Below are 14,866 nucleotides of genomic sequence, written 5' to 3'. Positions count from 1 at the left end.
GCGAGTCGTTTTTATGGTTTCTGCCATGCCCGGCACGCCCGGTCATGGAGGCAAGAGAAACGTCTGCTGATATGCAATACACGGAGCGTGCCAGCTTATAAAAGAACCCGGAATCAACGACTTGGGCGAAGACGCCGGTCCCTGGCGGGCTTGCGGGTGTTACCCGACGTTCAATTTCGAGACAAACGTCTCAGTCTGAGACAGCGATTAGCCAGCGCCAGAACAGCTCTCAAGGCCGGCGACGAGGCTGTACCGCTGGTTTTCTTTGCAATTGGATCTTGCATTTATCCGGCGGCGCCGCAGAATCACCCCCGCTTTGCCTGCCCCGTCCCATGGGGTGTGCCGCACCTCCCCTCTTACAAGGAACCTGAAGTTCATGGATAGAAGCGCCTGTGCCCGTCTCGGCTCGCTGATCCTCTCGTTGTCTGCCCTGACCCTGGTCGGATGCAAGGAAGAAACCAGTCCCAAGACTGCAGCCGTCGCTGCGGCCCCCGCGCCGGCGGCCATGGTCATGCCGATCTGCGCCAATGGCGAATGCGCGGTTCTGGACCAGGACGGCAAGGTGCTAGTCAGCGCCGACAACGACTACGACGCCGTGGTCGCCCTGCCCCTGGACAAGACCTTCCTGTTCGCCAAGGACGGTACCTGGAACCTCAGCAGCGCCGATGGCAAGCAGACCCTCAAGGCCGCCTTCACCGATGACCTGCGGCTGCTGACCCCGGGCTACTTCGGCTTCGGCCAGGACGGCAAGCTGGGCATCATCGACCAGAGCGGCAAACAGATTCAGCCACCGCGCTTCGACGATCTGTACGTGGGCGGCAACGACGACTTCATCGTCTACGAGATCGGCGGCAAGCGCGGCATTCTCAGTGCCAAGGGCGAGGTGGTGACCGAAGCCCTGTATGACAGCAGCATGGTCCGCGATGACTTCGCCAAGCGCGGCTGGTGGATGATCGCCGAACGCGGCAACGACAAGTGGGCGCTGAACCTCAAGACCGGCGAGCAGAAGAAGATCGACTTCGACAGCATCGACTACTTTGCCAACCAGCATCTGGTGGTCAGCACCGAACAGGGCAAGGCCCTGGCCGATGCCCAGGCCCAGTTGATCAGCGCCGCCACCTACAACTGGATGGGCGAACCGGGTGACGGCCTGGTGGCCTTCCGGGAAAAATACGACAGCCCCTGCGGCTACATGGATTTCCAGGGCAAGACCGTGATCCAGGCCCAGTTCGGCACCTGCCAGGTATTCGGCAAGCAGGGCGCGCTGGTCACCGCCAAGAACGCCGACGGCAGCTCCGGCAAGGCCGGGCTGATCGACCGCCAGGGCCAATGGAAGGTGCAGCCGGTCTACGACTCGGCGGACCCGGCCGGCTTCAGCCCCCTGGGAATGTTCCGGCAGGTACCGGGGCTGAACCAGGTCGCGGTGCTGCAGAACGTGTTCAGCGCCACCTTCGGTATCTTCGATGTGGACAAGGGCGTCGAGCTGTTCAAGCCCACCTACGCCCAGATCGGCGCGATCAATGCCGACCTGTTCGTCTTCAGCACCGCCAACAGCCCGACCAAGCAGGCCACCCTGTTCGGCCAGGCCACCCAGGTGCGTACCGTGGGCCTGATGGACGCCAGCGGCAAGGTGCTGCTGGAGCCGGGCCAGTACGTCGACATCCGCCTGGACAACAGCGGCCACTACCTGCTGGCCACCGACGACACCTCGGCCCTGGCCACCTCGGCGCTGTACGACCTCAAGGGCAAGCGGCTGATCCCCGGCAAGTGGCAGGAACTGGTGGTGGACGAAACCCGCGGCGCCATCTTCGGCTATGCCGTGGAAGGCATGGGCGACGACCAGTCCCGCAGCCTCAAGGCCCTGTATCGCCTGGACGGCACTCCGAGCTTCCAGGTCAGCCAGGTCGATTGCGGCGCCGAACAGGTGCACGACAGCCATGACCAGGTGCTTTGGCCGGCCAACCCCCAGGACTACTGCCCGCAGCCTGACGAAGTGGAAGACCAGGGCGAAGGCGACAACGCACAGGGCTGAGGCCCCGAGCGAACCGGTCAAGGTTGGGATCAAGCCTGCTAGGATGCGGGCTTGATCGATTCAGCCAACCGGCCCGGATGGGGCCCGACAGGAACTGTCCCATGCTCAATGCTCTGCTCTTCGACCTTGATGGCACCCTGACCGACACCGACGCCCTGCACCTGCTGGCCCTGCAGCAACTGCTGCTGGAAGAGGAGGGCCGGACCTTCACCCAGGAAGAATTCGAAGCCCATGTCAGCGGCCAGGCCAATGCCAACATGTGCCGCTACCTGTTCCCCGAACGCAGCGTGGCGGAACATGAAGCCTTTGCCGAGCGCAAGGAAGTGCGCTTTCGCCAACTCTCCCCGCAACTGATGCCCATGCCCGGCCTGCTGCGCCTGCTGGATTTTGCCCAGGAGCACGGCATCGGCGTGTGCGTGGTCACCAACGCGCCCCGGGCCAATGCCGAGCACATGCTCGAGGTGCTGGGCCTGCGGCAGCGCTTCCAGACGGTGCTGGTGGCCGAGGAGTTGCCTCGGGCCAAGCCCGATCCCCTGCCCTACTTGAGCGGCCTGGAATGCCTGCAGGCCACCGCCGACCAGGCCCTGGCCTTCGAAGACTCGGTACCCGGGCTGACAGCCGCGGTAAAAGCCGGGATCTGCACGTTCGGCCTGGCCACCAGCCAGCGCCCGCAAACCCTGCTGGATGCCGGCGCCCACCGCGTGATCAACGACTTCGACGACCCGCAACTGTGGGCCGAGATCCGGCGCCGGCTCGATCTGCCCTGAAGGGAATGGGATGAGGATATTGGCCAGGCCAAGCAGGAAGGAAACAGCCAGGGAGAAAGAAACGGCAGGAGGGAAAAAGGTGCTCGCCCATCACTTCGGCAGTGGCATCCAGACCGAAGTACCCCCTTTGGCTGGGCGAGCAGGAGGGAATATACGCGGGCTCCAGGGGCAGTAATATCGGACATATCCGAAAACACCCTAAGACTTGGGCAAAGATGCTGGAGGTTTATCCCTGCACGACTTTTTTTTCACGGTGCTTTCACCTCGCCGCCCCTATATTGCCAATCACTCCTTAACGAATCCCATTTGGCCCGCGCTACAGCGGGCTTTTTTTTGCCCGGGCTCCAGCGGCCGGCCCCTGGGGCGCCGACTGCTGGTGCGGGTCACTCAGGGAGCCGCCCGCTCCGCAAGCGATGCCTGGGTGGGAACGAATGCCGGCGCCTGCTCGGGATAAAACCGCGCCGCGGCATTGATCACGGCCTGCACCGAGGCGGTGACGATATTGGCGTGACAGCCGGCGCCAAAACGTGACCCGGCAACGCCCGGCCACACCGCTTCGACAATTGCCAGCGCCTGCGCATCGGCCCCCGCCCCCAGGTTGCGCTCTTCAAAACTGTCGATGCGCAGCGGCAAGCCCAGGGCGGCCAGGGCCGCCGCGACAGGTCCGTTGCCCACGCCATGCAAGCACGCCTCCTGGTTCCCGGGGGTGGCGACCCGCAGCTCGATCCCCTGCCCCTCGGGGGCATCGAACAACCGATGAGCGAGATACCGCAGGCCGGCCGTGCCCTCTGCACACACCAGATAGGTGCGCTGGAACACCTCCCATAAAGCGTCGCTGCTCAACTCGGCGTCACTGGCATCAGCCAGCTTCTGCACAATGGCGCTGAACTCGATCTGCATGCGCCGGGGCATGACGATGCCGTGGTCACGCTGCAGCAGGAAAGCGATCCCGCCTTTGCCGGACTGGCTGTTGACCCGCACGATGCTGTCGTAGGTCCGCCCCAGGTCCTGCGGATCGATGGGCAGGTAGGGTACCTCCCAGAAACCGTCGGCCGCCTGGGCGGCCAAGCCCTTGGCGATGGCGTCCTGGTGCGAGCCGGAAAAGGCGGTGAACACCAGGTCGCCGACATAGGGATGGCGCGGATGGATCGGCAGCGCCGTGCATTCCTCGGCAACCCGGGCCACTGCCGCGATATCGGAGAAGTCCAGCCCGGGGCTGATGCCCTGGGTATAGAGATTCAGGGCCAGGGTCACCAGATCCAGGTTGCCACTGCGCTCACCATTGCCGAACAGGCAGCCCTCCACCCGCTGGGCGCCCGCCAGCAACGCCTGTTCGGCACAGGCCACGCCGGTGCCCCGGTCGTTGTGGGGGTGCACTGACAGCGTGACCTGGTCGCGGCGCTCCAGGCGCTTGTGCATCCATTCGATCTGGTCGGCAAAGACGTTGGCGGTGGCCACCTCGACGGTGGTCGGCAGGTTGATGATGATCGGGCGCCCCGGGCCGGCGTCCCAGGTACGGATCGCGGTGTTGCACATGCGCAGGGACACCTCGAGCTCCGCCATGCAGAAGGTTTCGGGGGAGTACTGCAACACCCATTCGGTTTCCGGGTGCTGGTCGGTCAACTCGCGCAACAGCCTGACATGGCGCTCCACCAGGGACTCGACCTCGTCCACCGAAAGCCCGAAGACCACGCGCCGCCAGACCGGGGCGATGGCGTTGTACAGGTGGACGATGACCCGGCGCGCACCCTGCACACTGCGTACGGTTTCGCGGATCAGGTCCTCGCGCAGTTGGGTCATCACCATGGGCGTGACGTCGGCGGGAATCCGCTGCTGTTCCACAAGCTCGCGGACCACCTCGAAATCGGTGCGCGAGGCGGCGGGGAATCCCACTTCGATTTCCTTGAAGCCCAGGCGCACCAGTTCCTCGAACAGGCGCAGCTTGCGCTCGCGGTTCATCGGCTCGAACAGCGCCTGGTTACCATCGCGCAGGTCGGTGGACAGCCAGATCGGAGCCTGGGTGATGGTACGTGACGGCCACTGGCGCGAGTCCAGGTCCACGGGGGTAAAGGGGCGGTATTTGGTATGGGGATGGGCGAGCATACTGACCTCGAAAGCACAATGGAGAACGCGATGGATCTCCCCTGCTTTCATCATGGAAAGCGCTTCGAGGCCGGAGTCTGGGGGAGATCAGCCTGGGTGCCAGGTTCCTGGCAGCACCGGCAGACCCCGGCCGTAAGGCAGGGGTAGCGCTAGTAGCAGGGTCAGGAACAAGGGGTTCATGGGCGGTTGCAACCGTCGGCGGGCAAGGAGTGATCTGTAGTCTAGGTAGCGATCTTCTGAATGTAATGCGCTAAACACCCTTTGATTATCGCAAAATGGACATTTTCACCTATGATAAGCGCCCCATGATCCCTTCCAGGACGGAGGCGCTGCGCTGCATGTCCGATCTGCTTGTTGTCTCGTCCATCGACTGCCTGTCCATGCCGGTTACCAGCATCGCCGTGGATTACCCCAACGGCCATGAAATACCTGCCCACAGCCATCCACGCTCGCAGCTGGCCTATGCCATCGAGGGCGTGCTGGTGATCGACACCGAGTCCGGCCGCTGGGTGGTGCCGCCCAGCCGCGGGGTGTGGTTGCAGGCCGGCGTCGAGCACCGGGTACGCATGCGCGGCGCGGTGCGCATGCGCAGCCTGTTCATCAATGTCGATGCCATTGCCGGCCTGCCCGAGCATGACTGCGTGATCGAGGTCTCGCCGTTGCTGCGCGAGCTGATCCTGGCCGCCGCCCAGGTCGGCACGCAGTATTCGCCGGACAGCCGCGACGGCCGCCTGATGCGCCTGATCCTCGATGAGATGCGCTCGCTGCCGGTGCTGCCGTTCAGCCTGCCCTGGCCCCATGAGCCGCGCATGCTGCGGGTGTGCCAGGCGCTGGCGGACGACCCTTCGGACAACCGCACCGCCGAACAATGGGGCGACTGCCTGGCCATGAGCGCCAAGACCTTCCATCGCCAGTTCCAGCGCCACACCGGCATCACCTTTGGCCGTTGGCGCCAGCAGGCGCGGTTGCTGATGTCCCTGGAGTGCCTGGCCGAGGGCATGCCGGTGGTGCAAGTGGCGCTGCAGCACGGCTACGACAGCCAGAGCGCCTTCGCCGCCGCCTTCAAGCGCCAGTTCGGCACGCCGCCTTCGGAGTTCTACCGCTGAGGGCTCAGGCCCGGCGCAGCAGCACACCGGCCACCACGCACAACAGCATGGCCAGCCCCGCCAGCAAGAAGGCATCGCTGTAGGCCAGCAGCAGGGCGTCGCGGTGCAGCACCTTGTCCACCATGCCCAAGGCTTGCTGGCGCAGGGGCGCCAGCGCCGCCGAATGCAGGGCCGTTGCGTACTCCACCGGTGCCTGGGCCAGCAGGCGCACCAGTTCCACCAGGCGCTCCTGGGTGGCCTGGGCGAACAGGCTGACGGATTCGCCAATGCGCTGGGCGTGGAGTTTCTCGCGCTCCACCACGATCTGGCTGGACAGCGCGATACCGATGGCCCCGCCGACGTTACGCACCATGGAGAACAGTCCGGAGGCCGAGCCCACCTGGTCCTTTTCCAGCCCCTGGATCGCCATCACCCCCAGCGCCACCACCACCAGCGACTGGCCGATACCACGCACCACCAGCGAGGGCACGATGACGTTCACCGAGGCATCGGGGTTGAGGTGGATGTTCATCAGGCAGCCGATGCCAGTGATGGCGAACCCGGCAATGATGATGGTGCGGGCGCTGGTCCAGCGCATCAGCCGCGGGGTGGCGAACGACATGACGAACTGGATCAGGCCGTAGGGAATCATCATCAGGCCGATCTGCCGGGCGTTGTAGCCGTGGATCTGGGCAAAGTAGTTGGGCACCAGGAACACCACGCCGAACACCACCGCACCGAAGGTGAATTGCATCAGGCTGGCAATGCCGAAGTTGTAGCGCCCCAAGAGGCGCAGGTTGATCAACGGCTGCTCGCGACGCAGTTCGATGGCCACGAAGGCCAGCAGGCCGACCGTGGCCAGGATCGCGCAATGGCTGATGAAGCTTGAGGCGAACCAGTCGTAACGGCCACCCTCCTCCAGCATGATCTGTAACGCCGAGAGGCCCACGGCCATGCTGGCGATGCCGCCCCAGTCACCCTGGCGCAGCTTTGCCAGGACCATGGGCTGGGGCCGCACCGACCAGCCGATGGCCGCCAGCAGCAACAGCCCCGGCGGCACTTGCAGGTAGAAGATCCAGCGCCATGAATAGGCATCGGTGAGCCAGCCGCCCAGGGACGGTCCCGCGGCCTGGGCGACATTGTTGGCCACGGCGAACAGGGCCATGCCCATGGGATGCCGGGCCGCCGGCAGCTCGGTGACAATCAGCTGGAACGACAGGGGAATCAGCACCCCGCCAAAGGCCCCTTGCAGCACCCGGGCGAAGATCAGGCTATGGATGTTCGGCGCCAGGGAACAGGCGATCGAAAACAGCACGAAACCGGCGGTGCCGACCATCAGCACCCGGCGCATGGAAAACACCGAAACCAGCCAGCCGGTCATGGGAATGATGATGATCTCCGCCACCAGGTAGGCGGTGGTGATCCACGACCCCTCCTCGAAAGTCGCCCCCAGGGAGCCACGCACGTCCGGCAGGGAAGCGTTGGTCACGTGCACGTTCATCCCGGCCATGAAGCAGCCCACCACGCTGCCCAGCACCGCCACCCAGGTGCGCAGGGAGATTGCCTGTGCGGCGGCCTCGCCGGTGCCTTCCGATACGGCCTGGGCACTAGTCATGACGGGTGTCCACGGTCACCACCACCGACATCCCGGGGCGCAGCTGCGCCTGTCGCGGCTGCCCCGGATCGAGGCGGATGCGCACCGGCATGCGCTGCACGATCTTGGTGAAGTTGCCGGTGGCGTTGTCCGCCGGCAACAGGGCGAATTCGGCGCCGGAAGCCGGGGCGAAACTCTCCACCCGTCCCTCCAGTACATGGCCGCCCAAGGCGTCGACCTCGACCCGCGCCGCTTGCCCGGGCCGCATGCCGTCGACCTGGGTTTCCTTGTAGTTGGCCACCACATAGGCGTCCTCAGGCACCACCGCCAACAGCGGCGCACCGACTTCGACGTACTGCCCCAGGCGCAGGCGCCGCTGGCCGGCGATACCGTCCACCGGGCTGCGGATCAAGGTGCGAGCCAGATCGATGCGGGCCAGTTGCCGCTGGGCCGTGACCCGGGCCACGCCCGCTTCGAGCTTGTCCAGTTGCGCCCGGGCGCTTTGCTGTTCGGTATCGAGCACCTGTACCTGTTGGCGCCGCGCGGCCAGGCTGGCGCGGGCCGCGCCCAGGGCGGCATCGGCCTGACGGGCCAGGGCGGCGGCGTTTTCCAGTTGCTGCACGCTGCTGACTTGCTGGCTGGCCAGGTGTTGCTGCCGCCGCCCTTCCTGGCCGGCCCGTTGTGCCTCGGCCTCGGCGGCGCCGACCCGGGCCTGGGCTTCGGCGATCAGGCTCTGCTGCTGTTGCTGGCGGGCGGCCAGATTGGCCAGCCGCGCCTGCCCGGCACGCTGTTCGGCCTGGGCCTCGCGCAGCGCCGCTTCCGCCTGTTCGACCCGGGCCCGGTAGTCGCTGTCGTCGATCCGCGCCAGCAGGTCGCCAGCCTTGAGCGGCTGGTTGTCCCGGACCTCGACCGCCACCAGGTAGCCGGCGACCCGGGGCGCGATGGTGACGATGTCCGAGCGCAGGTAGGCATCGTCGGTCTCCACCAGGAAACGCCCGTTGAACCACCAGCGCAGGCCCCAGGCCAGAACCAGCAGCAACACCAGCGCCAGCCCGGCATAACCGAGTAAGCGACGGCGGGTGACGGCTTGCGCCGGGGAAGCGGGAACAGGGGTCTGGGTCATTGCAAAGGCTCGTTGGGGGTTCGCGGGAAAGGGTTGGCCGCAGCCCGGCTCGGCTGCGGCAGGACAATCGGCGGCGCGCTGCGCCAGCCGCCGCCCAGGGCCTTGAACACCAGCACCTGGGTATCGATGACGGCGGCATCGGCCTGCGCTGCCGCGGCCCGGGTACGTACATCGGTGCGCTGGGCATCGAGGTAATCCAGGGCCGTGGAGGCACCGGCAGCCCTGGCTAGCCCGGCCAGGCGCAAGGCCTGGTGGTCACGTTCGGCTGCCAGGTGCAGGGCTTGCTGGCGCTGCAACGCGGCCTGGTAGTCGCTCAGGGCCTGTTGCTGCTCCTTCAGGGCCGCCAGGATGCTGCGGTCGAAATCCGCCAGTGCCGCGCTTTCTCCGGCGCTGGCCTGGGCGATGCGGGCGCGGGCGGCATTGAGGTTGGGCAAGCTCCAGGACAACAGCGGCCCCAGTTGCCAGACCGACGCGTCGCGGTCATCGAAACCCGCGGGGTGGTGCGCCGACGTGAAGACCCCGGCCCCCAGGCTGACCCTTGGATAGAGATCGGCCCGAGCCACGCCGATGCGTGCCGTGGCCGCCGCCAGCCGTCGCTCGGCCTGACTCACGTCGGGACGCCGACGCAGCATGGCCAGGGCATCGCTCTGGGGCATGGGCGAACCCAGGCGCGGGGCCTGGTGACAAGCCTTGGCCGCCGCCGGTGCATCACCCGGGGGGCGCCCCAGCAAGACGGCCAGTTCGGCCAGGGCCCGCTGCCGCCCGGCCTGCAACGGCGGCAGGCTGGCCTGCACCTGGCCCACCAGGCCTTCGGCCCGCACCACATCCAGGGTCACCGCGGCGCCGGCCTGATACAACCGGGCGCTCAGGGTGCGGCCCTGCTCCACCAGCGCCAGGGACTCGCCCGCCACCTGCAGGCGCTGGCCGTAGCTGCAGGCCTGCAACCAGGCACGGGTGGTTTCCGCGGCCACCACCACCCGCAGGCCATCTTCGGCGGCCCGGGCCGCCTCGGCATCGGCCCGGGCGGCATCGGCCAGGCCGTGCAGGCGGCCGAACAGGTCGGCCTCCCACTGCACATCCAGGCCGACCCCATAGCGGCTGCCGGTGCGGATGTGCTGGCTGTCCTGCAAGGCGGCTTCCAGCTGGTCGTCGGCGGTACTGCCGTAGCCGGCGCGGGCCGTCACCTGGGTGGAAGGCTGGCGCAGGGTATCGGTTTCGCGCAGCAGCGCCCGGGCCTGCAGCAGGTTGGCCGCGGCCATCCGCAAGTCGCGGTTCTGGCTCAGGGCTTCCTGTACCGCGGCATTGAGCCCAGGGTCACGGTAGAGCTGCCACCACTGGTCGAGCCCCTGCTCGGCCGTTGCGTCCAGGTGGCTCACGGGCAGGGGCACAGTGCTGCCGGGCGGCCGTTCCGGCCCCAGGGTGCAACCGGCCAACAGGGCGCACAGGGCCCATGCAGGCCTCGGGTAAATGGGCATGGGAAGTACTCACGGATTCGAAGCGCCTACTTTAGAAAGGCCAGCTGGCGACCGTCTAACGAGAACTTCTTTTCGATTATCGCGAAATGGTCAACCTTGATCCCAAGCGCGGCCCTTCCGGCCTGCGCCCACAGCCCCAGGCTGTCGGCCAGCTGAACGAACTCACACTGGCCCTGCTGGCGCCAGTGGCCATGGATACAATTTGAAACACCCCCTACCCAGCCGATCGGATCGCCATGACCGAAGAATTCGATGTGCCCAGCCCCCACGAAAAGCACCTGGAACACGTGAGCGAACATGCCCACGCGCGCAGTGACCGCTTCGCCAGCAAGATCGCGGTGATGACGGCGATCATGGCCACCCTGGGAGCGCTCCTGAGCTATCAGGCCGGCTCCTCGGAAAGCCTGGCGGCGATGGACAAGAACAATGCCGCGATGAAAAAGACCGAAGCCGCCAACCAGTGGAGCTACTACCAGGCCAAGTCCAGCCGGCAGAACCTGGCGGAGCTGGCGACCCACATTCCCGGAGTCGATGCCGCGCACTACGGCATCGAAGCCCAGCGCTACCAGAAGGAAAAGGAAGCGGTGCGCCTCAAGGCCGAGGCCCTGGAAGCCGAGGCCCGGGACTGGGACGAGCAATCGGAAGCCGCGCTGCACCAGCACCATCGCTGGGCCCAGGCCATGATGGCGATCCAGATCGCCATCTCGATGGCGGCCATCACCCTGCTGACCCGCAAGGAATGGCTGAAGAAGCTCGCCTACGGCGCGGCCGGCGGCAGCGTGCTGCTGGGCACCCTGGCCTGGCTGCACATCTAGAGCCCCCTGCCGGCCCCCGGAACCTGCCAGCCGATGCGTCTCTTGAATCTCACCGGGCTGTCGCAGTTTGCGAAAAACTGCCGCCGCGCAAGCCCCGGTGCTGCGCCCCAGGCCCCGCCATAGCGGGGCCGCGGCGCCGGGGTGGAACTGGCACAGCCATTGCGAAAGCCCCTGCCTCACCTAAAACAAGAGGCTTCGCCATGGCTATTGCCCCACTGCTCGCCGCTACCACGGCCTTTATCCAGCGCGCCCCGCGCATGCTGATCGGTGCCCACTGGAAAGAGGCCGGCGACGGCCAGACCATGCCCCTGCGCAACCCCGCCACCGGCGAACAGCTGTGCCTGGTGCCCCGGGCCACGGTGGACGATGTCGATCGCGCAGTGCTCGCCGCACGCCAGGCCTTCGACGATTCGCCCTGGACCCGCACCCGCCCCCGGGAGCGGCAGAACCTGCTGTGGAAACTCGCCGACCTGATGCAGCGCGACGCCGAACTGCTGGCCCAGCTGGAATGCCTGAACAACGGCAAGAGCGCCGCCGTGGCCCAGGCCATGGACGTGCAACTGTCCATCGATTTCTTGCGCTACATGGCCGGCTGGGCGACCAAGATCGAGGGTTCAAGCGTCGAGGTCTCGCTGCCCCTGATGCCTGACGATCAGTTCCACAGTTTTATCCGCCGCGAAGCCGTGGGCGTGGTCGGCGCCATCGTCGCCTGGAACTTCCCGCTGCTGCTGGCCTGCTGGAAACTCGGCCCGGCCCTGGCCACCGGTTGCACCCTGGTGCTCAAGCCCGCCGATGAAACGCCACTCAGCGCCCTGAAACTGGCCGAACTGGTGCAGGAAGCCGGCTACCCCGACGGCGTGTTCAACGTGGTCACCGGCACCGGCATCACCGCCGGCAGCGCCCTGACCCGCAACCCCCTGGTGGACAAGCTGACCTTCACCGGCTCCACCGCCGTGGGCAAGGAAATCGGCAAGATCGCCATGGACTCCATGACCCGGGTAACCCTGGAACTGGGGGGCAAGTCGCCAACCATCGTCATGGCCGACGCCGATCTGGCCAGCGCCGCGGCCGGGGCTGCCAGCGCTATCTTCTTCAACCAGGGCCAGGTGTGCTGCGCCGGTTCCCGGCTGTATGTGCAGCGCAAGCATTTCGACCAGGTGGTAGCCGACATCGCCGGCATCGCCAATGCCATGAAGCTGGGCAATGGCCTGGACGCCAGCGTCGAGATGGGCCCGCTGATTTCCGCGCGCCAGCAGGAGCGGGTCTATCGCTACATCGAGATGGGCCGCGAAAGCGGCGCCACCATCGCCTGCGGCGGCGAACAGTTCGGCCCGGGGTATTTCGTCAAGCCGACGGTGATAGTGGATGTGGACCAGAAGCATTCGCTGGTGCAGGAAGAGATCTTCGGCCCGGTGCTGGTGGCCATTCCTTTCGACGATGAGGCCGACGCCCTGCGCATGGCCAACGACAGCCCCTACGGCCTGGGCGCGAGCATCTGGTCCAACGACCTGGCGGCGGTGCACCGGATGATTCCGCGGATCAAGTCCGGTTCGGTGTGGGTCAACTGCCACAGTGCCCTGGACCCGGCACTGCCGTTTGGCGGCTACAAGATGTCCGGGCTTGGCCGGGAAATGGGCCACGCGGCCATCGAGCACTACACCGAGTTGAAATCAGTGCTGATCAAGCTCTGATCCGCCCCGCGCCAACCGCCCCACCCGGGGCGCCGGAGGTGGTCCGGCGCCCCCCGACGACCGCCCTGTTCGCCGTGCAAAGCACTGCTACGCTCAGCCCGAGCCGGCTGGCCACCTCGTTTGAAGAGCCTGGGCTCATCCCCCCACAACGCCTCATCACCACCGAAAACCCGAGGAAAGCAACATGGGATCAAATGGAAATGATCACGATTACATCCAGTGCGGCTGCCACAACCCCGTCTGGGAAGCCTTGAAAGACACCCTCGACCCCGCCAGCTATATCGCCAGCCACCCCAACGCGGCACAGGGCCCGGCCAGGGACGCGAACGGCGAGTCCCTGGTGTTTCATGACGGCATCATCTACCCCTTGCGCGACGGCAACATGGATGAGCGGGTCGAAGCCCTGGGCATCCATGCCGGCGACGTGGTCGCCGCGGGCACCCTGGCCGCCGTCGAAGCCCGCATGCAGGCCCTGGGCATCGACTACAAGAAGCAGTCGCTGCACGGCAAGACCCTGCTGCCCGGCCTGGTCGAGCCCCACGCCCACATCGTGCAGAGCTGCGCCATGGATGGCTGGCTGAACCTGGGCGCCATCGAGCCCGACGACGGTGATAGCCAGCAGGCGCCAGAGAAAAATAGCCAGCGCCTGCGGCCGCTCTATACCTGGGGCTGGCTGAAGGAAACCATCCAGAACAACCTCCCCGACGACAGCACGAGCTGGGTCCTCGGGCACCTGGTCGATCCGGCGCTGATGCCGTTCAAGGTGGTGCCGGGCGGCCTGAACCAACTCATGACCCTGCAATGTGGCGACACGCCCGAAGAGGGCTACCTGGACACCATCGAGGCCAAGCGGCCGATGCTGCTGATCAGTGCCTCCATGCACACCGCCTACATGAACACGGCGGCCCGGGATCTGGTGCATGAAAGAACCGGGGTCATGGTCGAGAACGGCGTGCTGCAGGAAACCCAGATAGTGGCCGGGATCCTGTCGATTCCCGCCAGGCAGAAGCTTGCAATGCTGAAGATCTTCGAGCGCCTGGACACCTTCTTCGCCACCGCGGCCAGCCGCGGGATCACCCTGCTGTACGACGCGATGATGGACCCCTTGTCGAAGCTGGTATTGAACGCCTACTTCCTGTCCCACCCCAGAACGCTGCGGATCGGCTACGCCGCCGCCTGCAACAACTCGCTCGAAGCCCTCAAGCTGCTGCCGGACTATCGGCCGGCCACGCGGGAAGAGGCCAGGCACATGTATCAGGGCTCGATCAAGGTGATCTCGGACGGGTCCAACCAGGGGTTGACCGGCTATCAGGTCGCGCCCTACTGCTGCGAGACCGCCCGCCCGGTGGGCAACTTCAATCTGTGCGACGAGGGCGAGGACACCCCGAAAACACTCCCGGTCAAATACCAGGAATTTATCCACGCGGCGGTGAAAAAAGGCTGGCCGCTGATGATCCATGCCAACGGCGACCAGGCCATCGAATTCACTCTGCAGGCCTATGACCTGGCCCTGCAGGGCCAGAGCGGCCTGGACAAGCGCCATCGCATCGAACACTGCTCGCTGCTGAGCAAAAGCACCCTGGAAACCATGCAGCGCCTGGGCCTGTCACCGAGCTTTTTGATTGGCCATGTCGGCTACTGGGGCTACGCCTTCGATAAAGCCATTTTCGAAAAGAAGGCACACAACATGCTCGACCTCTGCAAGTCGGCCCTGGACCACGAGCTGCGGATTTCCCTGCACAGCGACTATTCGGTGACCCCACTGGGCCCCCTGCGTTCGATGGAGCAGGCGGTGACCCGCAAGATGGAAGGCATCCGCAATCATGACAACCAGTTCGTCCATGACCCGCGCCTGCAACCCATCCTCAATGAGGGCCAGTGCCTGACCCGCAAGCAGGCGCTGAAAGCCATCACCTACGACGCTGCCTGGCAGTGCCATGCCGAGGCCTGGACCGGCTCCCTGCAGGACCAGAACTTCGCCGACTTCGTGATCCTCGAGCAGGATCCACTGGACGAGAAGTTCCCGGCCACCCGGATTCGCGACATCAAGGTCTGCGAAACCTGGAAAGGCGGCCAGCGGGTGTACCTCAACCCCCGTAGCTGACCAGTGCAAGCCCGGGGGCTGCGCCAGCTCCCAGTGCCCCCTGTAGGAGCCGGCTTGCCGGAGAAAAGGACCGCGGG

10 protein-coding genes are annotated in these 14,866 nt (G+C 66.0%); 6 read left to right on the top strand and 4 right to left on the bottom strand.

Annotation, left to right across the window (positions count from 1 at the left end; genetic code table 11):
* Positions 1 to 376: 376 nt before the first annotated feature.
* Both ACUXVH_RS28980 and ACUXVH_RS28975 read left to right on the top strand, forming a co-directional pair.
* Complete coding sequence (locus ACUXVH_RS28980) at positions 377 to 2,032, top strand: WG repeat-containing protein (protein WP_445496561.1); 1,656 nt, start codon at positions 377 to 379, stop codon at positions 2,030 to 2,032.
* A 101-nt stretch (positions 2,033 to 2,133) separates the two neighbouring features.
* On the top strand, positions 2,134 to 2,799 hold the full coding sequence (locus tag ACUXVH_RS28975; RefSeq protein WP_019094095.1) for an HAD family hydrolase: 666 nt from the start codon (positions 2,134 to 2,136) through the stop codon (positions 2,797 to 2,799).
* A gap of 387 nt (positions 2,800 to 3,186) precedes the next feature.
* On the opposite strand, the gene ACUXVH_RS28970 is transcribed toward ACUXVH_RS28975, so the two are convergent.
* Positions 3,187 to 4,902 carry a 2-isopropylmalate synthase gene (locus ACUXVH_RS28970; RefSeq protein WP_065363160.1) on the bottom strand — a complete coding sequence of 572 codons (1,716 nt, stop codon included), beginning with the start codon at positions 4,900 to 4,902 and terminating at the stop codon, positions 3,187 to 3,189.
* A gap of 275 nt (positions 4,903 to 5,177) precedes the next feature.
* Here ACUXVH_RS28970 and ACUXVH_RS28965 point away from each other — a divergent pair, with 275 nt between their 5' ends.
* Positions 5,178 to 6,008, top strand: coding sequence for an AraC family transcriptional regulator (locus ACUXVH_RS28965; RefSeq protein WP_053152933.1), 831 nt, complete (start codon positions 5,178 to 5,180; stop codon positions 6,006 to 6,008).
* 4 nt (positions 6,009 to 6,012) lie between these two features.
* Here the strand turns inward: ACUXVH_RS28965 and ACUXVH_RS28960 are convergent, their stop codons facing one another.
* Genes ACUXVH_RS28960 through ACUXVH_RS28950 form a run of 3 tightly spaced genes read right to left on the bottom strand, consistent with a single transcriptional unit; the run spans position 6,013 to position 10,179 of the window.
* Positions 6,013 to 7,602, bottom strand: a complete 1,590-nt coding sequence (locus ACUXVH_RS28960) for a DHA2 family efflux MFS transporter permease subunit (protein WP_011062406.1) — start codon at positions 7,600 to 7,602, stop codon at positions 6,013 to 6,015.
* Positions 7,595 to 8,704, bottom strand: coding sequence for an HlyD family secretion protein (locus ACUXVH_RS28955; protein ID WP_065363159.1), 1,110 nt, complete (start codon positions 8,702 to 8,704; stop codon positions 7,595 to 7,597). The genes ACUXVH_RS28960 and ACUXVH_RS28955 overlap by 8 nt, the downstream gene beginning before the upstream one ends.
* The gene (locus tag ACUXVH_RS28950; RefSeq protein ID WP_065363158.1) at positions 8,701 to 10,179 is read right to left on the bottom strand and encodes an efflux transporter outer membrane subunit; all 1,479 of its coding nucleotides are present in this window, start codon (positions 10,177 to 10,179) and stop codon (positions 8,701 to 8,703) included. The genes ACUXVH_RS28955 and ACUXVH_RS28950 overlap by 4 nt, the downstream gene beginning before the upstream one ends.
* Positions 10,180 to 10,415: 236 nt before the next feature.
* Here ACUXVH_RS28950 and ACUXVH_RS28945 point away from each other — a divergent pair, with 236 nt between their 5' ends.
* The 3 genes from ACUXVH_RS28945 (at position 10,416) to ACUXVH_RS28935 (ending at position 14,789) form a co-directional block, all read left to right on the top strand.
* Positions 10,416 to 10,994: a DUF4337 domain-containing protein gene (locus ACUXVH_RS28945; RefSeq protein ID WP_047288088.1), complete on the top strand. Its 579-nt coding sequence runs from the start codon at positions 10,416 to 10,418 to the stop codon at positions 10,992 to 10,994.
* A 200-nt stretch (positions 10,995 to 11,194) separates the two neighbouring features.
* A complete protein-coding gene (locus ACUXVH_RS28940; RefSeq protein ID WP_041119281.1) occupies positions 11,195 to 12,685 on the top strand; it encodes an aldehyde dehydrogenase family protein in 1,491 nt (496 codons plus the stop codon).
* A 184-nt stretch (positions 12,686 to 12,869) separates the two neighbouring features.
* On the top strand, positions 12,870 to 14,789 hold the full coding sequence (locus ACUXVH_RS28935; protein WP_123397528.1) for an amidohydrolase: 1,920 nt from the start codon (positions 12,870 to 12,872) through the stop codon (positions 14,787 to 14,789).
* Positions 14,790 to 14,866: the final 77 nt, after the last annotated feature.

It is taken from the genome of Pseudomonas sp. 8(2025) (assembly GCF_052665325.1).
Note: the sequence above shows the minus strand (reverse complement) of the source record. Positions and strands in the feature narration are given on the sequence as shown.

Excerpts from the sequence above, each read along its gene's own strand:
- ACUXVH_RS28980 (WP_445496561.1), top strand. The coding sequence starts at position 377 with ATGGATAGAAGCGCCTGTGCCCGTCTCGGCTCGCTGATCCTCTCGTTG.
- ACUXVH_RS28975 (WP_019094095.1), top strand. The coding sequence starts at position 2,134 with ATGCTCAATGCTCTGCTCTTCGACCTTGATGGCACCCTGACCGACACC.
- ACUXVH_RS28970 (WP_065363160.1), bottom strand. The coding sequence starts at position 4,902 with ATGCTCGCCCATCCCCATACCAAATACCGCCCCTTTACCCCCGTGGAC.
- ACUXVH_RS28965 (WP_053152933.1), top strand. The coding sequence starts at position 5,178 with ATGGACATTTTCACCTATGATAAGCGCCCCATGATCCCTTCCAGGACG.
- ACUXVH_RS28960 (WP_011062406.1), bottom strand. The coding sequence starts at position 7,602 with ATGACTAGTGCCCAGGCCGTATCGGAAGGCACCGGCGAGGCCGCCGCA.
- ACUXVH_RS28955 (WP_065363159.1), bottom strand. The coding sequence starts at position 8,704 with ATGACCCAGACCCCTGTTCCCGCTTCCCCGGCGCAAGCCGTCACCCGC.
- ACUXVH_RS28950 (WP_065363158.1), bottom strand. The coding sequence starts at position 10,179 with ATGCCCATTTACCCGAGGCCTGCATGGGCCCTGTGCGCCCTGTTGGCC.
- ACUXVH_RS28945 (WP_047288088.1), top strand. The coding sequence starts at position 10,416 with ATGACCGAAGAATTCGATGTGCCCAGCCCCCACGAAAAGCACCTGGAA.
- ACUXVH_RS28940 (WP_041119281.1), top strand. The coding sequence starts at position 11,195 with ATGGCTATTGCCCCACTGCTCGCCGCTACCACGGCCTTTATCCAGCGC.
- ACUXVH_RS28935 (WP_123397528.1), top strand. The coding sequence starts at position 12,870 with ATGGGATCAAATGGAAATGATCACGATTACATCCAGTGCGGCTGCCAC.